12 protein-coding genes are annotated in these 17974 nt (G+C 51.7%); 10 read left to right on the forward strand and 2 right to left on the reverse strand.

The window, feature by feature from the left end:
• Positions 1–57: 57 nt before the first annotated feature.
• From JOD20_RS01710 to JOD20_RS01745, 8 genes are all read left to right on the forward strand, one after another.
• Positions 58–744 (forward strand): NADH-quinone oxidoreductase subunit J family protein, encoded by a 687-nt coding sequence (locus JOD20_RS01710; protein WP_204753617.1) that lies wholly within the window; start codon positions 58–60, stop codon positions 742–744.
• Between the two features lie 10 nt (positions 745–754).
• On the forward strand, positions 755–1072 hold the full coding sequence (gene nuoK, locus JOD20_RS01715) for an NADH-quinone oxidoreductase subunit NuoK (protein WP_054536607.1): 318 nt from the start codon (positions 755–757) through the stop codon (positions 1070–1072).
• An 80-nt stretch (positions 1073–1152) separates the two neighbouring features.
• A complete protein-coding gene (nuoL, locus tag JOD20_RS01720; RefSeq protein WP_204753618.1) occupies positions 1153–3363 on the forward strand; it encodes an NADH-quinone oxidoreductase subunit L in 2211 nt (736 codons plus the stop codon).
• Positions 3364–3375: 12 nt separating this feature from the next.
• Positions 3376–5073 carry a complex I subunit 4 family protein gene (locus tag JOD20_RS01725; protein ID WP_054536609.1) on the forward strand — a complete coding sequence of 566 codons (1698 nt, stop codon included), beginning with the start codon at positions 3376–3378 and terminating at the stop codon, positions 5071–5073.
• Between the two features lie 18 nt (positions 5074–5091).
• Positions 5092–6606 (forward strand): complex I subunit 4 family protein, encoded by a 1515-nt coding sequence (locus JOD20_RS01730; protein ID WP_204753619.1) that lies wholly within the window; start codon positions 5092–5094, stop codon positions 6604–6606.
• An 11-nt stretch (positions 6607–6617) separates the two neighbouring features.
• Entirely contained in the window at positions 6618–8237 is a 1620-nt protein-coding gene (locus tag JOD20_RS01735; protein ID WP_204753620.1) for an NADH-quinone oxidoreductase subunit NuoN, read from the forward strand.
• A gap of 191 nt (positions 8238–8428) precedes the next feature.
• Positions 8429–10354, forward strand: coding sequence for a serine/threonine-protein kinase (locus JOD20_RS01740; protein WP_204753621.1), 1926 nt, complete (start codon positions 8429–8431; stop codon positions 10352–10354).
• The gene (locus JOD20_RS01745; protein WP_204753622.1) at positions 10351–10821 is read left to right on the forward strand and encodes a hypothetical protein; all 471 of its coding nucleotides are present in this window, start codon (positions 10351–10353) and stop codon (positions 10819–10821) included. Before JOD20_RS01740 ends, JOD20_RS01745 begins: the two co-directional genes overlap by 4 nt.
• A 287-nt stretch (positions 10822–11108) precedes the next feature.
• On the opposite strand, the gene JOD20_RS01750 is transcribed toward JOD20_RS01745, so the two are convergent.
• Complete coding sequence (locus JOD20_RS01750; protein WP_204753623.1) at positions 11109–13550, reverse strand: hypothetical protein; 2442 nt, start codon at positions 13548–13550, stop codon at positions 11109–11111.
• Between the two features lie 62 nt (positions 13551–13612).
• Positions 13613–16075 (reverse strand): penicillin acylase family protein, encoded by a 2463-nt coding sequence (locus tag JOD20_RS01755; RefSeq protein WP_204753624.1) that lies wholly within the window; start codon positions 16073–16075, stop codon positions 13613–13615.
• A 126-nt stretch (positions 16076–16201) separates the two neighbouring features.
• Here JOD20_RS01755 and JOD20_RS01760 point away from each other — a divergent pair, with 126 nt between their 5' ends.
• Together JOD20_RS01760 and JOD20_RS01765 are read left to right on the forward strand one after the other, a co-directional pair.
• Positions 16202–16498 (forward strand): PspC domain-containing protein, encoded by a 297-nt coding sequence (locus tag JOD20_RS01760; protein WP_204753625.1) that lies wholly within the window; start codon positions 16202–16204, stop codon positions 16496–16498.
• Positions 16499–16667: 169 nt separating this feature from the next.
• Positions 16668–17672 (forward strand): class I SAM-dependent methyltransferase, encoded by a 1005-nt coding sequence (locus tag JOD20_RS01765; protein WP_204753626.1) that lies wholly within the window; start codon positions 16668–16670, stop codon positions 17670–17672.
• The last annotated feature ends 302 nt before the right edge of the window (positions 17673–17974 follow it).

Here is a 17974-nt window from a genome sequence, read left to right on the forward strand (position 1 = left end):
GCGCAAGCGTGAAGGATGGGGCGATTGCTCCATCCTTCATACGGAAGGACTAGCTTGATGAACCCGATTGCGATAGGTGTTTTTATTGTCATCGCGCTGCTGACGCTCGGTTCGGGCATTATGGTCGTGACAGTGAGAAACATCATCCACTCAGCATTATGGCTGATTGCCTCGTTTATCGGGGTGGCAGCGCTCTATTTGCTGATGGAAGCTGAATTTTTAGCAGTTGTTCAGATTTTGGTCTATGCGGGGGCTGTTTCAATCCTCGTATTGTTTGCTATCATGCTCACACGCCAAGTTACTGGTGAAGGTGTGCGCGTGGTGTTTGAGCGCTGGTGGGTAGCCCTCTTAATTGCTTTGGGGCTATTCGGAGTGATTGTGCCAACCCTCTGGAAGCACGGCGCTACCTGGGAAGAAGCAGCAAAACTGGCTCAAGTTGGCCCAACTCCGGTTGATGGAGCCGCCAATAGCTTGCAAGTTGCGACCGCGACCGAAATTGGGCGCTCGTTTATGGGCGAATATCTCTTGCCATTCGAAGTTGTTTCAGTCTTGTTGCTGATGGCTTTGATTGGGGCAGTGGTCATTGCCTATGAAGAACGAACTCGCCGCCGTCGGGTGCTGACCTTGGCCGAAGAACTAGCGTTGAAAAAACGCGGAATTGTCGAGCCACGGGATGCTGAAGGCGCGGTTGTGCCTCGCGAAGCCGAAGGCAAGGTTATTCTGCTCGATTCCGAACAGGCATAAGGAGAAAACGATGGTTGGTTCTGTCCCATTAGTGTGGGTGCTTACCCTCGCTGCCGGATTGTTCTGCATCGGCCTGTTTGGGGCGCTCTCGCGGCGCAACATCGTGGGGATGCTGATGGGGATTGAGTTGATGTTGAATTCAGTCAACATTAATTTAGTTGCTTTCTGGCGCTACCTACAACCAACTGGCACGGCTGGCTTGATCTTTGCAATTTTTACCATCGCAGTTGCCGCTGCTGAAGTGGCGGTTGGTTTGGCAATGGTGATTGCAATCTATCGCGCTCGCCTGACGATTAACGCTGACGAAATAGATACACTTAAAGGATAGTGACGGATTGCAAAGGCCGGCGAGAGTGTGAACCACTTTGACCACCCTTTGCAATTCGTCCCGAAGTAGGGGACTGATCAATGCCGTTTTTTGATCTTGCGTGGTTGATTCCGCTGCTGCCATTGGCAGCATTTGTGTTGATCACCCTCGTGCCACCGATTGGGCGCTCGCGCAAAGCGTCGTATACCACGGCGTTAGTGTTGCTTGGGCTGGCTACGGTGATTGCCTGGGGTGTTTTGGCACAATCGATCAGCGAAGGATTCCCTAGTGCTCCGTTGGTTACGAGTGTTGCTGCCGAAGCTGGTCAAGAACCAGCGAGTGAAGGTGGCCATGCGGAAACCGCAATTCCAACATTTGGGAATTTCTATCATAAATCGTTTGCATGGGCACCAGATGGCTCAGGGTTTTTCAACTTTGGCTATCGCTTAGATGGTGCTACAGTGCTGATGTTGGCGATGGTCACACTGGCTGCGTGGTGTATTCACCTCTTCTCAGTGGGCTATATGGCTCACGACGAATTCCCCGCCGGCCACCAACGCCAATCGCGTTTCTTCTCCTATATTGCGTTGTTTACCGCTTCGATGCTGGGAATGACGCTGGCAGATAACTTATTGCTGTTCTTTATCTGCTGGGAGTTGATGGGTCTGTGTTCGTTCTTGTTGATTGGCTTCTGGTTCTTCAAGCCTTCGGCCCGCGAAGCTGCCAAAAAAGCCTTTATCACCACCCGGATTGGTGATGTGGGCATGATGTTGGGGATGATGTACATCTACAACAAATCTGGCTCGCTGACCTTCGGCCACGAAGCAGGCCAAATCTACAACGGCGAATTTTTGGAAAGCATCAAAACTGCTGCGAGCTTGATTCCTGGGGTTAGCGCTGCTTCATTGATGGCGTTTTTGGTGTTCCTTGGCACGGTCGGCAAATCGGCGCAGTTTCCGCTGCACGTTTGGTTGCCCGATGCGATGGAAGGCCCTACGCCTGTTTCAGCGCTGATTCACGCTGCAACCATGGTTGCGGCTGGGGTGTTCTTGGTCATTCGGACCTTCCCAATCTTTGCGGTGAGCGATGTGCTGCCAGTGGTCGCCTTTATTGGTGCATTCACGGCCTTGTTCGCAGCCCTGATTGCGGTGGCGCAATATGACATCAAGCGCATTCTGGCCTTCTCGACCTTATCGCAGCTTGGCTTCATGGTGGCGGCGTTGGGGATTGGCGCTTGGGTTGCAGCCTTGTTCCACTTGCTGACCCACGCTTTCTTCAAAGCGCTCTTGTTCCTTGGCTCTGGCTCGGTCATCCACGGCATGGAAGCAACAGTTGGCCATGATCCTGATAAAGCTCAAGATATTCGTAACATGGGTACCTTGCGCAAATTCATGCCAATTACCTTCTTGACCTATATGGCTGGTTTCTTCGCCTTGATTGGGATTCCACCGTTTGCTGGGTTCTGGTCGAAGGACGAAATTATCCTTGATGCCTTTATCAAGCACCATTACGTGGTGTATGGCGTATTGACCGCTGCTGCCTTCTTGACGGCGTTCTATATGACCCGCCAAATTGTCGTGGTGTTCTTTGGCAAGTTCCGTGGCTACGAACCACGTAAAGCTGTTGTGGCTGCCGGGCATGGGCATGATGATCACGGCCATGGCGACCACGACGACCATCACCACCATCACGAAGCGCATGATCCCCACGAATCGCCACGTTCGATGACGATTCCGTTGATGATCTTGGGCTTATTTGCGGTGTTTGCTGGGTTTGTCAACGCAGGCTTCTTGGGCATTCACTGGTTTAGCGACTATGTGAACCCAGGTGGTGAGATTCCTGATCCTAGCTATATGGTGGCAGGGATTGCCACGGCGGTTGCTTTGGTTGGGGCTGGCTTAGGTGTCTTGACCTATCGCAACGCCTTCAAAAATGCCAACGATCGCGACCCCTTGGCTGGCGCTTTGGGGCCAATCTGGACGGCGCTGGAAAATCGCTTCTACATCGACCAGATTTACGATAAAACCTTTATTGCCCTGACCTACGGCGCAGGCTGGTTGCTGAACTGGATCGACCGCCACGTGGTTGATCGGGTTGTTAACTTGACTGGCTTGGTGACCTTGTTCATTGGCCGCCTCAACTTCATCATCGACGACTTCTCGCTGAATACCGTCACCGACGATATTGGCGAAGGCACGATTACGGTGGGTGACGGCGTGCGTCAATCGGCCACGGGCAAGATTCAAGACTACGGTGCCTACATCTTTGGTGGCGTGGTGCTGTTGGCCTTGATTTATATGTATGCCTTCTAGGAGCGTGAGCGAATGCTGAACGAATTTATCAAATTCAGTGATTGGAGCATCACCACGCTAATTGCCCTTTCGCCATTGGTGGGGATGTTGCTGGCCTTGGTATTTCCCAAGCCAGCCGAAAATAGCCGCACCATCGCGTGGGGGGTGTTTGCGTGGAGCTTGGTGCCACTCGGACTCACGCTCTTTTTGTGGCTAAGCGGCGGTTTTAATCCAGCCCTCGCTTCGGTCACTGGCGATCAAGCCATGATCCAGCAAGTGGATCGGGTGCGCTGGGTTCCGTTTTTCAATGCTGACTACTTTGTTGGCCTTGATGGCATGAACTTTCCCTTGGTGTTTTTGACAACTGCCCTAACACCAGTCTGTATCTTGGCGGCCTTCCGCATCAAACAACGCCAAAACGTCTATTTGGCTTTGATGTTGTTGTTGGAATCGGCGATGTTGGGCTATTTCGTATCGCTCAACTTCTTGCTGTTGTTCCTGTTCTGGGAATTCAGCTTGGTGCCAATGTTCTTTATCATCAACAACTGGGGTGGCGAAAACCGCCGCTACTCGGCCTTCAAGTTCTTCGTGTACACGATGGCTGGTTCAGTTGGGATGTTGATTATTTTCGAATTTATCTACTTGGCAACTGGGACCTTCGATTTGGTAGTGCTCTCGCGCTTGGCGCAGGGCTTGCCCGTCGATCCAGCTTTGCTTGCGCCAAAATTGGGCGCTGGCTATAGCAATGGCGCAACCCTGCAATCGATGTTGTTCAGCGCCGTACAAGATGTTGGCTTGACCAGCGTTTTGGGCAATAGCAATGGCACGCCAGCAGCGATTATCTTCTGGTGTATCTTTGTGGCGTTTGCGGTGAAATTGGCAGTTTGGCCGTTGCACACGTGGCAGCCAGACACCTACGAAAACGCTCCAACCAGTGGCTCGATGATTGTTTCGGCAGTGATGTCGAAAATGGGCGCATATGGCATGATTCGCTTGATGATTATGCTGTTCCCCAAACAAACCAATCACTTTGCACCAATCTTGGCAATTTTTGCCTTGGCGAGCATCTTGTTTGGCGCATACGCTGGCTTGGCTCAAACCAACCTCAAGCGTTTGATTGCCTACGCATCGATTAACCACATGGGCTATGTGTTGCTTGGTTTGGCGGCAGCAGCTTCGGCAGCGCCAGAAAGCTTGGGCAACTTAGACGTGGCTATTCGTACCTCGGCCTTGAACGGGGTCCAAGCCCAGATGGTTGCCCACGGCTTTAGTACCGCTGCCTTGTTCTTCCTTGCGGGCGAACTCTACGAGCGGACTGGAACCTACCAGCTTGATCAATTTGGTGGCTTGCGTAAAGTTATGCCAATTTTCGCTGGGATTATGGGTGTGGCGATGTTTGCCAATCTTGGTTTGCCTGGTTTGGCTGGCTTCGTCGGCGAATTCTTTATTTTCCGTGGCGCGTGGGGTACGCAGCCAGTTATCACCACAATTGCCGTCTTGGGCTTGATTGTGACCGCTTTGGTGCTGATCCGCATGTATCAAAAGATTTTCTACGGACCAGTCAACCACAAGCTGACCAACTTGCCTGACATTAAAGTTGGTGATTGGGCCTTCAACGTGACCCTACCGTTGATTATTGTGCTGTTGGTGTTTGGGATTTACCCCAAGCCACTGATGGATTTATCAAACTACGCAGCCACGGTGATGGCTCAGGTCTTTACAAGCCTGTAACGTGGACGGAGTTAAACGATGCATTTGATCGAAAGTTTGCCAGCGGGCATTCCGTACCTGAGCCTCATCTGGTTAGTTCCCTTACTTGGGGCTTTGGTGATTATGTTTTTGCCCAAAGAGCAAAAACAAGCCATGCGGATTATCTCGGCAGTGGTTGCAACGATCTCGTTTGGCCTCGGCTTGTTGGTCTTCTTTGCCTACGACCCCAACGCAGCGGGCTATATGGGCACGAAGATGCAGTTTGTCGAGAAGCTCGATTGGGTTCCGCAGCTCGGCATGTCGTATTTGGTCGGCGCTGATGGGATCAGCTTGCCCTTGATTGTTTTGAACGGGCTGGTAATTTTCACTGGCACGTTCATCTCGTGGAACATTGAAGATCGGGTCAAGGAATATTTCGTTCTGCTGCTCTTGTTGGTGGTGGGCGTGTACGGCGTGTTTATGGCGCTGGACTTGTTCCTGATGTTCGTATTCTATGAATTGGCTGTGTTGCCAATGTACCTGCTGATCGGGATTTGGGGTTCGACGCGCAAAGAATATGGCGCGATGAAACTTACCATTTACTTGATGGTTGGTTCGGCAGCCTTGATGATTGGGATGGTGGCGATTTACGTTGTGGGCGGGACCTTTAATATGGTCGAGCTTTCACAACGCGTCTTCAGCCTCGAATTCCAAAAAATCTTCTTCTTGCCAGTCTTTGTTGGCTTCGCGGTCTTGGCGGGGATGTTCCCCTTCCATACTTGGTCGCCGACAGGTCACGTGGCCGCTCCCACAGCGGTTTCGATGCTCCACGCAGGGGTGTTGATGAAGCTGGGAGCCTATGGCGCGTTGCGGGCAGCGCTCTGGTTGATGCCGAATGGCGCACAATTCTGGTTGCCAGGGATTGCGGTCATGACTTTGATGAATGTCGTGTATGGGGCATCGATTGCGATGGTTCAGAAAGACTTCAAGTATGTGATCGGCTACTCATCGGTGAGCCACATGGGCTTGGTGATGTTGGCCTTGGCTTCGATGAACGAAACTGCCCTCAACGGCGCAGTGATGCAAATGTTTGCGCACGGCGTGATGACCGCCTTGTTCTTTGCGGTGGTTGGTCGGATGGTCTATGAACGGACCCACACCCGCCAATTGCCCGAACTTGGTGGCTTGATGAAAGTGATGCCATTTGCCTTCGTGGTCTTTATCATCGCGAGTCTCTCGTCGATGGGGATGCCGGGCACGGCGGGCTTTATGGCAGAGTTCACGATCTTTACTGGTGTAATGAATCAATATCCCTTGGTTGCAGTTGTTGCGGCCTTGTCGATTCCGATTACTGCCGCCTATGTCTTGCGGGTTGGCTATATGGCATTTATGGGCGAGGTCAAAGACCCGCACTACCATGATTTGCCACCGCTGACATGGCAAGAAAAATTCTCAGGCACGGTTTTGGCCATCGTGGTGATTGGGGTTGGTTTATTCCCAAGCATCATCATGGATTACATTGCAACCGGTGTCCAGCCAATCGCCCAGCGCATGATTGATCTAGCAGGACGTTAGGGAGGAATGACGTGAATTTTCAAATAGCTGATTTTACGCGGCTCATCCCTGAGTTCTTGATCCTGGCGATTGCAGCCTTGGTGTTGCTTGGCGATGTTCTGACGCGCTGGTCGAAGGGCAAAGAATCCTTAGCTGAACGCACGGGCGAAGCGATTGCCATGACCTTGATGGGCTTGGGCTTAGCTTTCGTGATGGTCTTGATCCAAGGTGGCTTCTTTAGTTGGGTGCAGATTGGCGATTGGAAATTCTATAATTTCAGTATTTTCCAAAATCTGCGCACCAGCGGCCTTGATGGCAGTATTCTGGGCGGGGCGTTTGTGGTTGACCCACTGACCCACATTGGGCGCTTGATCTTCATCGGCGCAGCCTTTGTGACGGTGGTGTTGACTGGCAAAGCCAAGCCTTCGAACAACCCAGCCGAGTTCTATGCCTTGATCTTGTTTGCAACCCTCGGCATGATTTTCATGACCGCTGGCGGCGAATTGATCATGATTTACCTTGGCGTTGAGTTGACCAGTATTCCGCTGTATGTGTTGGCTGGCTACTTCCGCCGCGACCCTGTGAGCACCGAAGCTGGGGCCAAATACTACATCTTCGGCGCGCTTTCATCGGCAATCTTGCTGTTTGGCATGAGCTTGCTCTTGGGCTTGACCTTGATGAATGGTCAGACCATGAACGCTACCCCAACCAGTTTAAGCTCGGTGAAAACCGCAGTTGAGTTGGCATTTGCTAACCCTGAAGGCCCAAGCCAAGGCGTTGCGATCTTAGGCCTGTTGTTTATCCTTGCAGGGATGGCCTACAAGGTAGCGATTGTGCCGTTCCACGCTTGGTCGCCAGACGTATACCAAGGTGCGCCAACCTCGATGACCGCCTTTATCTCGACGGCATCAAAAACTGCTGGCTTCTTCTTGCTGTATAGGGTGCTGGTAACCAGCTTCGATGCGCCAAGTATTATGGGCACGGCAGCGATTGGCGTACCTACGAGCTTTGGCGGTTGGACGAGCTTAGTTGCAATTCTGGCATCGGTTACGATGTTGGTTGGTAACTTGGCAGCTTTGCCGCAAACCAACGCCAAACGCATGCTAGCCTATTCATCAATTGCCCAAGCTGGCTTCTTGATGCTGGGCTTGGTTGGTACGCAACGCGATAGCAGCGTCTCGTTCTTGATGTATTTGGTTGCCTACACCGTCACCAACTTGGTAGCCTTCGGGATCTTGGCCGTGGTCGAAGATAACGTTGGTGGTACCGACTTTAGCAATTTGAATGGCTTGGGTCGACGTTCACCTGGCTTGACCTTGCTCTTGACGGTTGCCGTCTTGTCGTTGGCAGGGATTCCACCACTCTCAGGCTTCTTTGTGAAGTTCTATGTCTTTATTGCCGCTTGGCAAGAAGGCGCGAAGTGGTTGGTAATCTTCGCGGTCAGCAACACCGTCATCAGCTTGTACTACTACTTGCGCTTCCTGAAGGCGGTTTATTTCGCGCCTGCGGAAACCGAAGAACCAATCAAAGTTGGTTTTGGGCCTGGCATTGTCATGACAGCCCTGACCTTGTTGATCTTTGGTTTGGGGATTGTGCCAACTTGGTTGTACGGCGTGCTTGAACAAGCAACAATTCGGATTGGCGCACGCTAAACGTCGCGACTCAACCCAAAATCGCTCGCTCGCCTTGTGCGCAGCGGGCGATTGCTTTTTAAGGGAAACACAACCCGCTATTCAAACGTCAATAGTGAAAGAATAGTGATTGCGCATGAGCATTTAATTGATAAACTCTTGCTATGGTGTGCTAAGATAAATCGGCGTGGTGCAAGCAATAAGAGGCGATCATGACAGACTTAACCAACACAACCTTAGGCAAATATACCCTTGGCCAACCCTTGGGGGCTGGTGGCATGGGCGCAGTCTATCGCTCCATCCATCCACAGCTTGGGCGGGCTGTAGCGATTAAAATTATCTTAGGCAATGCGACTGAAGATGCCCGCCAGCGCTTTTTGCGCGAGGCTCAAGTGGCAGTGCAGCTATCGCACTCCAATATTGTGCGGGTGTTTGATGTTGATGAAGATAAAGGTATGCCTTTTATTGTGATGGAACTGATCGAAGGCCCGAGCCTGAGCGATGAGTTGCGTCAAGGGCGCATGCCCTTAGAAAAAGTCTTGAAAATTACCACCGAATTAGCCGATGCCCTGGAATATGCGCATAGCCAAGGGATTTTGCACCGCGATATTAAACCAGCCAATGTTTTGATTCGACCTAATGGCAGCGCCGTGTTGGTCGATTTGGGTTTGGCACGCTTAGCCAATAGCGAATCGCAAGAGCATCAATTGACCCAAAGTGGCATGATTATTGGCACGCTCTCGTATATGGCTCCTGAGCAAATTCAAGCTCAGCAGCTTGATGCGCGTACCGATATTTATGCCTTGGGTGTGTTGCTGTTCCAAATGGTGACTGGGCGTTTGCCATTTGAAGGCGATACGCCGCAAATTATGTTTGGCCATGTGTATACCCAGCCACCTTCGCCAAGCACCACTGGCGCATTTTTGCCCCCAGCCCTCGATAACTTAATTATGGCAATGATGGCCAAAGCACCGCAACAACGTCCGCCAAGTATGGCCGAAGTTGCGCGGGTTTTGCGCTCGATTATGCACAATGCGGCGACTCCTGGCGGCTATGCAAATCCTGCTGGGCCAGCGGTTGTGCGCCCGCAACAGCCAATGCCTGCCAATTATGCTTCGTACCCGGGCCAAGTAAATTATAATGCTGGCAATCCGAGCCAACCAAGCTATGGCAATTATAGTAATCAGCCAAGCCAAGGTGCAGCGCATCCGAGCCAGCCAAGTTATGGTGGAATGCCACCAAGTAGCAATCTCCATACGCTGCCCCAACATGGCTCAATGCCGCCAGCGAACCCAGTGCTGATTGGCCAGCCAGCCAAACGCGGTATCTCGCCATGGTTTTGGTTGGCCTTGTTATCGGTCTTTATTATTGGTGGCTTGGGCGTTTATACCGTCAATTCAGCCTTCAAAAAGCAGTCGCCCAGAAATCCAGGGGTTGTGGCCCAAATTCCTGATTTACCAACCGAACGGCCTCCACGCCCAACGAATGGCGGCAATAAAGGCCCAACCATAACTCCCTACAAGAAGCCTGAGCCAACCGTTAAGCCAGCGAATCCTGATGCTGCCAATCAGTTCAGTATTTCGAATGTTGGCAAGCGCGAAGCTGGCTCAACGACCTTGATCTATGGCATGGTTACCAATAATACCGAGATCGCCAAAAGTGCGGTTAAAATCGAAGCTACCTTTTTGGTCGATAATAAAGAGGTAGAATTTGAGACTGGCTATTCGGTTTTGGGCGTGCTTGGGCCAGGTGAACGCGCGCCATGGATTCTGGTTTTGAATGATGCGCCAGAATATCAAACCGTTAAGTATGAGATTTTTGGCATGGATAATAGCTATGCTAGCCCGATTGATTATCGTGATTTGCGGATTGACGATTTGGAAATTAAGCCCGATGGCCTGTTTTATGAAGCCACTGGCAAAATTACCAATACCGGCAAAAAGCGCACCAAAACCTTGATGATTTATCTTGTGTGCTACAACGAGAAAGATGAAATTATTAGTGTCGATACAGTCATGCCTGGCAATAGTAGCTTATCGCCAGATGCAACCGCGCGGTTTGAGGCCAGTGTTCTATTTAGCCCAGAGAAATATAAAATTGCTCGTCACGAGACCTTTGTTCGAGGATTAACTGAATGAAACGTGTATGGCTTAGTTTGATCTTGCTCTTTTTGGTAAGCTGTGGCGGAGCAACGCCAACGAGCGTGCCTGCTACGGCCACAACTGCCGCCACCCCAACCACCGCAGCCAGCCCTGAGGTCTTGCTGACCTTTGCCCAAACCGGTGGCATCGCTGGCATCAACGAAACCCTCACTGTGTGGAGTGATGGTAAGTTGGAGCTTGCCAGCGTTAGTGCTGCAAGCACCTTGCGCATCGGCGAGGCCACGCCTGCGCAATTGAGTTCAATTCAGACGCTTTTGAACGACCCTGAGTTTGCCAGCCTTGCTGCTAGCTATGGCGATTTGGGGAGTTGCTGCGATATGTTTAGCTATACGCTGACCACCGGCAACAAATCGATTGCCACCATTGATGGCGCTGAGTATCCAGAAATTCTGGCGAATTTGTTTGGTGAATTGCAAACCCTCAAGCAATCGATTCCGCAATAGACTTGTTCCCTCACCCCCCAGCCCCCTCTCCCACTGAACGCGGGCGAGGGGGAGCACCCGTGTTTACCAACGAATCATGCTAAAACCACGTAAGTAAAGCCCCTCGCCCGCTGGGCGGGAGAGGGGTTGGGGTGAGGGGATCGTAACACCTACCCCCGTAAGCCAGCCCCCGCTCCCACGAAAACGCGGGCGAGGGGGAGCACCCATTTTACCAACGAATCATGCTAAACCCACGGAATGAAAGCCCCTCGCCCGCTGGGCGGGAGAGGGGTTGGGGTGAGGGGATCTTACCAACTCACGTTAACGGTGCCTGTAGCCTTGGTTAGGCGCACTTCGAGGTAGCGGCTTGGGCCAATGCTGCGCTCATGGCCAAATGAGGCTTGCCCGTTAATCGTCAACTTGACGTTTGCAGGCGCATCGTTGGGCAAGAATAATTGCAAGGTGGTTTGTTGGCCGCCGCCAGTAAAATCGAGCTGAAACCCATTGGTTTGGCGTTGCCAGCGATAGCTTACATAGCCTTGCGAGGCTGCATAGCGGGCCGTAACCTGCGCTTGCTGCACTTCTGGCTCAACAATCCAGCGCGGGCTTAATTGAACATGTTGATAGAGCGCTGCTTGATCGTTTACCCCAGCCGCGCCTTCGATCAGCGCTGCCAGCATTGCGGTGCTGCCCCAACCATCGGTTGCCAGCGTCTGCGGGCCGGAAATACCAGGGTTGCCAGCAGGGTAATACCATAAATAGCTGCCGCCTTGGGCTTCGATCATTTGAGCGTAGCGGCGCAGAATATCAAAGCCATAGGCTGGCTGGCCCCAGCGAAAGGTTCCACGTGCCAACTCGCCGCCAACTAACGGCATCCGCCCACCATTGACATACTCGCCTGGTTGATTGCCCCAGCCCGGTAAAGTACCAAAGCGTTCTGCTGGAAATGGTGGATCAATGCTGAACCATTCCGAGGAAAGGTTGCTTGAATCAGCAACTCTCCGTTGATAATATTCGTCGATAATCGCTAAGGCGCGGCTAGCTTCCATGCCATAGCGATTGAGCGCATACGAGTTGGAGAGCGAAAGTTGGCGCGCCTCGTCAACCTCTGGAATATCAAATGGCTGCTCTAAAACATTGTGAATGTAGAATTTACCATTCCATGCGACTTGATTAAGCTGCTTGGTCAGTTGTTGTGAGCGAATGAGCCACTCGTTGGCTTGCGCAAAATTGGCTTGGGTTACTTCAAGTTTGCCAAGCAACGCCAGCGCATGGGCCATGCCGGTATTATCGCCATGCATAATCCCAAAGCGGGTTTTTGCATCGATCCAATGGCGCGGTGAGCTTTTGCCATCGGGGGCAATCGTCGGCCCGCCATATTCAAAATCCCATGTATCAATCGTATAGGGGCGGCGAATCAGTTGCAGGTCTGGATTCCAGCGTTGTGGATCGCTGAGGCTATAGTTGATGCCCCGCAACATGGCTGGCTTTTGCTCAAGCATCCAACTGGTATCGCCAGTTGCTTGCCACGCCTGATATACGCCTTGCACAAACAGATATTCTAAATCGGCCTCAACCTCGGTACGGCCTTGGACTGGCTCGCCATTGACCATGGCAAAATAATCATCAAAGGCTCCATTGGCTTTTTGTTCGCGCCGAAAATAATCAAGCGTGCTGGTCATATCGTGCTCAAAATAGCGATAGCCCAAGCCTTGATGCACATGGTCGCGCAGCCAAATCAGGTAGCTGTCGGGCGAGCGATAGCCACGAATCGGGTAGCCCTTGTATTCGTAGCTCGAAACGTCGTTGCGTAGAAATTCTTCGACTTTGCTGGGCATGGTGTCGTAGGCTGCAACGCCAGTTTGAATGCTGGTGTGCGCATCAAGTTGATAGATGGTGCTATTGATTGCCGCTACTTTGCCTTCAATCAGCAACACGGCATAATGTTGGCCCAAGGCTCCTTGGGCTTGTAGTTTGAGGCTTTGGCTTTGGCCAGTCAGGTTCAAGTTTTGGCTGGTTTCAAGCTGGCCAGCACTATCAAATATGCGTAGGCTGGCAGGGCCAACATACGCACCAGCATCGATGTGGATTGTCAATTGCGCAAGTGGGGTTACTGCTGCTTGTGGCCCGCTTAGCGTGACCCGAATTGGGCTTGCTTGGCGTGTGCCATTCAAGAGCCAACTGGCTTGCCAATGCCCAAGCGGGCTGAGCCGCGTTTGTTGGCTGGCTGGATCAACGGCCAGCAGCTGTTGCTCAAAATATTGCATCGTGGCGATTTTGCCAGTTAAGGGGTTGGTTTCAGTGACGGTTTCGGTGATGGGATTGCCGAGGCTGTTGGCTTCGCCATTGGCTTGCCAAACGCTGAAAAATGGTTCGCAAATTGAGCGTTTGGTGCTTTCAACCCACAAACATTGCTTGGTTGGCAAATGCTGGCGTTGGTTTTGCCATGTGCGGCGGCTAGCTTGAAACAGCTCAAGCCCAAGCTTGGCGGGCACAACTTGATTGTTGACCAAATGCAGGCGTTGGTTGGCAAAATATTGCACCAACTGCCCATCGAACCACAGCGCCTCGCTAATTGGCTCGCCAATTAATCCTGCACCACCATTATCCTGCCAATAGCGTTGAAACTCGGCCTGCACTTGGAAGTTCGTGGTTTGGGCGTTCGCACGCTTGATGCTTGGGTTTGGCACAAAGCTCAAGCCAATTAACAAACATAAACATCCCAACCAACAAAAAACTCGGCTCATCATACCTCTTCCGTAGCGTGATTGGCGGGCTACTGGTGTTGCAGCCAGTAGCCCGAATTAAGGCTCTAGGGTTGTAATTGTAACATTTTCACTTCGCCAGTGTTGACCGCGCTACGGCCATAAAGCATCGGAATGTACTCGACTTTCTGCCAGCGTTCAAGCAAATCGTCGTAGTGCGGCGAGAGAAAATGGCCTGCTTGGCCTGGCGCGTTGATCATGCGGCTGTTGGCAAAATCGCCCAAATCGATAATATGGCGATAAATTGGGCCACGATCTTGATCAAACGGCGCGTCATCGGCAATATGGCCGACGTTGACCGTGCTGCCATCGCCTTGGCTCTCGATCGCTTTGCTGAAAAAGCTGCGCAACGGGCCAATTGCATCAAGTGGATTGTGCGGGAACAAGGCAAGGTGCAATCCTCCCCAACGCCATTGCTCCATCGGCGCATCCTTCTGGCGGAAGTTCAAATCTTTGAGCGCCACATCGAGCGCTTGAGTCACCATTGCATTACAATTTTCAGTTGCCCCGCTAGTGGTTACGTCGTCGCACCAAGGGTTGTTAGGGTCTTGCAGCATTGCCGGAATCGCTAGATCGATCAGTTGACGACGTTGGCCATAGCTTTCGAGCAAGGTTTCGCCCAATTCATCACCAACAATTGGTACGGTCAAATAGAAGGCCCAAGCTTGAAAAATACTGGCTGCTGGTTGATCGCCAGCGGTGCTGTAGTTCCAGTTTTGCAGCATGGCAATTGCTTGGCGTTGCTGATCGGTGGTTGGTTGCACCAAGTTGAGCAACACAGGCAGAAATTCCTCTGCATAGCTCGAATGCACATCAGCCTGAATCGCTGCCATATCGTCCATGGTTAAGGTTGGTTTGGCTTCGATCATACTCGTTATGCGGTCGGCGCGAAATGGTGGTGCCCATTCGTGGCTCAGAAAATATGGGTAACTATCGGCCACCACTTTGTTATTGGCGGTCGCAATATAGCCTTGGGGCGGGTTGTAGCTTTGGGGCAATTGCTCAAATGGAATAAAGCCCGTCCATTCGTACTCGCCAGAAGCGCCATCTGCTGGCAAGGTGCCATCGCCCTTGGCCCGAATTGGGATATTGCCAGGCGCAATGTAGCCAATATTGCCATCAACATCAGCAAAAACAAAATTTTGCACTGGCGCAACATAGCTTGCCAAGCCAGCCCGAAATTCTTGCCAATTTTGGGCTTTGTTAATCGCAATATACGCGTTGAGCGTGCTATCAGTCTGATCAAGTGCTGTCCAGCGGAAGGCCAAGGCTTCGCGTTGCGGCGCGTCGGGGTCGTCGGCGTTATTGGCATTCAGTGCATCAGAAATCAATGGGCCATGGCGACTAACCCGAATCGTGAGCGGCAAGAGGCCTTTATCTTTGACCCGAATCGTATCGCTGATGATCGTCAAGGGTTCGTAATTGCCCTTGAACATGGCTTTGGTGCCAGTTGGGTCGAGCGTTTCGCGATACAGGTCTTGGACATCGGGGCCGGTATTGGTCACGCCCCAGGCGATGCGCTGATTGTGGCCAACAATCACCCCTGGCAAGCCTGGAATGGTTGCGCCAACTGAGTGCAACTCGCCGCCTTCAAGCTCGGCCATATACCAAATTGAGGGCGTGCGAAAGCTCAAATGCGGGTCGTCGGCCAAAAGTGGCTTGCCGGTGGCAGATTTGCTTGGGCCAATCACCCAATTGTTCGAGCCAACTCCTGCAATGTTGCCGCCGCCAATGCCCAACCCTTGCTCTACCCGCCGACTGAGCGCCAAGAGTTGTTGGGTTTGGCCGCCAACGGGGGTTGGCAAAATCAGCGGTCCAGTGCTTGGGTAATGAGGCAAGAGATCCTTGGTTTTTTCGCTGCCTAGTTTGGCCATCAATTCCATGGTCAATAATTCAGTCGAATAATTGCCGCCCAAATCCCACGACATCATCTTGGCCCAGCCGAGCACATCAGCGCCAACCCATGGCTCTGGCTCAACTCCAATTAAGGTGAATTCAGGTGAAAGCTGGCCGCCGCTATGCTCAGCCAAAAAGCCATTGATCCCACTGACATAACTATCAATCACCGCTTTGGCGGTTGCGTCGAGGTTGGCGTAGGCGCTTTCGGCAGCGCGATACACGCCCAGCGTGCGCAAAAAGCGGTCGGTTTCGACCGTGGTTTCGCCCAAGGCTTCCGAAAGTGTGCCACGGGCGATCCGGCGTTGAAACTCCATCTGCCAGAGGCGATCTTGGGCGTGCACGTAGCCCAAGGCCATCAGCGCATCGGATTCGGTTTGGGCATAAATATGCGGCACGCCATTGCTATCGCGCAGCACATCGACTGGGGCACTCAAGCCAGCGAGGGTTAATGTGCCCTCGGTGGTTGGCAACGAACGGCGCAAATAGAGATAGCCGCCGCCACTGGCGAGGAGAAGGACTAGGACAACAATTAACAAAAAGCGCGAAAAGAGAATTAACCAACGCTGAAAGGGTGGACGATCGCGTAATGAGCGTTTGGCTGGTGTTGCCACGAGCAGACTCCTTTGTCCAAGCTGAAACCTTTTACGATGATCCTGCGTCTTACTGCCACGCAAGTTCGTCAGATAGATTGAGATAGTATAAAATTAAACAGTTCGTGTGTGTTTAGGAGCGATAGAATGTCAAATCAATCACGTCCATTGGTTCGTCCGACACAAGGTCGGGTTATGGCTGGGGTTTGTGCTGGGCTGGCTAACTATTTTGGCATCGATCCAACCGTTGTACGGGTTGCTTTGGTTATTTTCACCCTCTTCGGTGGCTCAGGGATTTTGGCCTACTTAATTGGTTGGGCAGTTATGCCTGATTATACTGGCAAGCGCGCTGGTGCTCCAATTATCATTGCCTTGTTGCTCTTCGGCATTCCCTTTATGTGTTTCTTGATTTCATTGCCATTCACAATCTTGTTTGGCAACTAAAACTTAACTGGTTCTATGGCGCAGTTAATCAAAACTGCGCCATTTTTTTATTTAACAGGTGCTAGCGTTTGTCGAGCATTGCCCGATGCGCATGGTTTTGATCCTTATTTGCGATTTCGGTTAAAATAGCATAATGCTAATGATCTGTTGGCAACAATAAGGATACAATATGCCAGTCGTGAATTTGACTGATCGAATAGAGCGGGCGATTGTTGCTCGTGAGAGTTTGTTTGACGAACGCCATCAAGCTGGTTTGCGCTTGTTTAATGGGTTTCTTGAAGGCGAACCCAAAATTGTGATTGATGTATATGCAACAACCGCCGTGGTACATAACTACGCAGAGCCTGCTAAGGCTGGCGAGGCCTTGGTTGAGCAAGTGCTGGCTTGGTTGCCAAGTCGCTTGCCATGGCTCGAATCGATTTTGGTCAAAACCCGCAATACTGATGATGAAACCGCCCAAAACGGGGTTTTGCGCTATGGCGAAAAGCTGGCCACCCGCGTGCGCGAGCATGGGGTTTGGTACGCGCTTGATCTGACCATGAACCGCGATTCAAGTCTCTACTTGGATACTCGCAACCTGCGCGAGTGGATTTTGGCCAACTTGGCTGATAAAACTGTGCTCAACACCTTTGCCTATACTGGCAGTTTGGGCGTGGCCGCCGTTGCCGCAGGCGCAAAACGAGTGGTACAAACCGACCGCAATCGGCGCTTTTTGAATGTTGGCAAAACCTCACATACCTTAAATGGCTTTCCGATTAACAAAGCCGATTTTCAAACTGAAGATTTTTGGCTGCAAATCAACAAGTTTAAGCGCAAAGAAGAATTGTTCGATTGTGTAATTGTTGATCCGCCTATGTTTGCTGCCACCGACCATGGCGTTGTCGATTTGGCCCAAAATTATACCAAGGTGCTAAATCGGGTGCGGCCACTAATGGAGCATAACGGCACGATTATCGCAATTAACAATGCGCTGTTTTTGAGCGGTGCTGAATATATCGAGTTGCTCGAAAAAATTTGTGCTGATGGCTATGTCACGATTGATCAGTTTATTGATATTGGCCAAGATTTCACGGGCTATGCTGATACGCGGGTTGGCAAGCCAGTGACCAATCCTGCACCGTTCAATCATTCGACCAAAATTGCCGTTTTGAAAACCCGCCGCCGAGGATTTTAAAAGGGATGAAGGATGAGGGATGAAGGATGAAGAACCAAATTAGCCATCCATAAAACTTTATTCCCCTCACCCCAGCCCCTCGCCCGTGGCGCGGGCGAGGGGCTTTAACTTGGTGGTTCTGCCTCAATGCGTGTTAAAAAAGCGTCCGCTCCCCTCGCCCGCGTCCAGTGGGAGAGGGGCTGGGGGTGAGGGCATCCTACCAATTGCCTCACATTCCACAGATTCATTTCCCAATAGCCAATAGCCATGAACATTTTTAGCCACGCATTGCATGAATTCCACGAATGATCACTTTTCATCCC

The sequence above is a fragment of the Herpetosiphon giganteus genome, assembly GCF_016907925.1.
Classification (GTDB): domain Bacteria; phylum Chloroflexota; class Chloroflexia; order Chloroflexales; family Herpetosiphonaceae; genus Herpetosiphon; species Herpetosiphon giganteus.

Coding starts and splice junctions, on each gene's coding strand:
- JOD20_RS01725 (WP_054536609.1), top strand. CDS start 3,376: ATGCTGAACGAATTTATCAAATTCAGTGATTGGAGCATCACCACGCTA.
- JOD20_RS01750 (WP_204753623.1), bottom strand. CDS start 13,550: ATGATGAGCCGAGTTTTTTGTTGGTTGGGATGTTTATGTTTGTTAATT.
- JOD20_RS01760 (WP_204753625.1), top strand. CDS start 16,202: ATGTCAAATCAATCACGTCCATTGGTTCGTCCGACACAAGGTCGGGTT.
- JOD20_RS01740 (WP_204753621.1), top strand. CDS start 8,429: ATGACAGACTTAACCAACACAACCTTAGGCAAATATACCCTTGGCCAA.
- nuoK (WP_054536607.1), top strand. CDS start 755: ATGGTTGGTTCTGTCCCATTAGTGTGGGTGCTTACCCTCGCTGCCGGA.
- nuoL (WP_204753618.1), top strand. CDS start 1,153: ATGCCGTTTTTTGATCTTGCGTGGTTGATTCCGCTGCTGCCATTGGCA.
- JOD20_RS01765 (WP_204753626.1), top strand. CDS start 16,668: ATGCCAGTCGTGAATTTGACTGATCGAATAGAGCGGGCGATTGTTGCT.
- JOD20_RS01745 (WP_204753622.1), top strand. CDS start 10,351: ATGAAACGTGTATGGCTTAGTTTGATCTTGCTCTTTTTGGTAAGCTGT.
- JOD20_RS01730 (WP_204753619.1), top strand. CDS start 5,092: ATGCATTTGATCGAAAGTTTGCCAGCGGGCATTCCGTACCTGAGCCTC.
- JOD20_RS01710 (WP_204753617.1), top strand. CDS start 58: ATGAACCCGATTGCGATAGGTGTTTTTATTGTCATCGCGCTGCTGACG.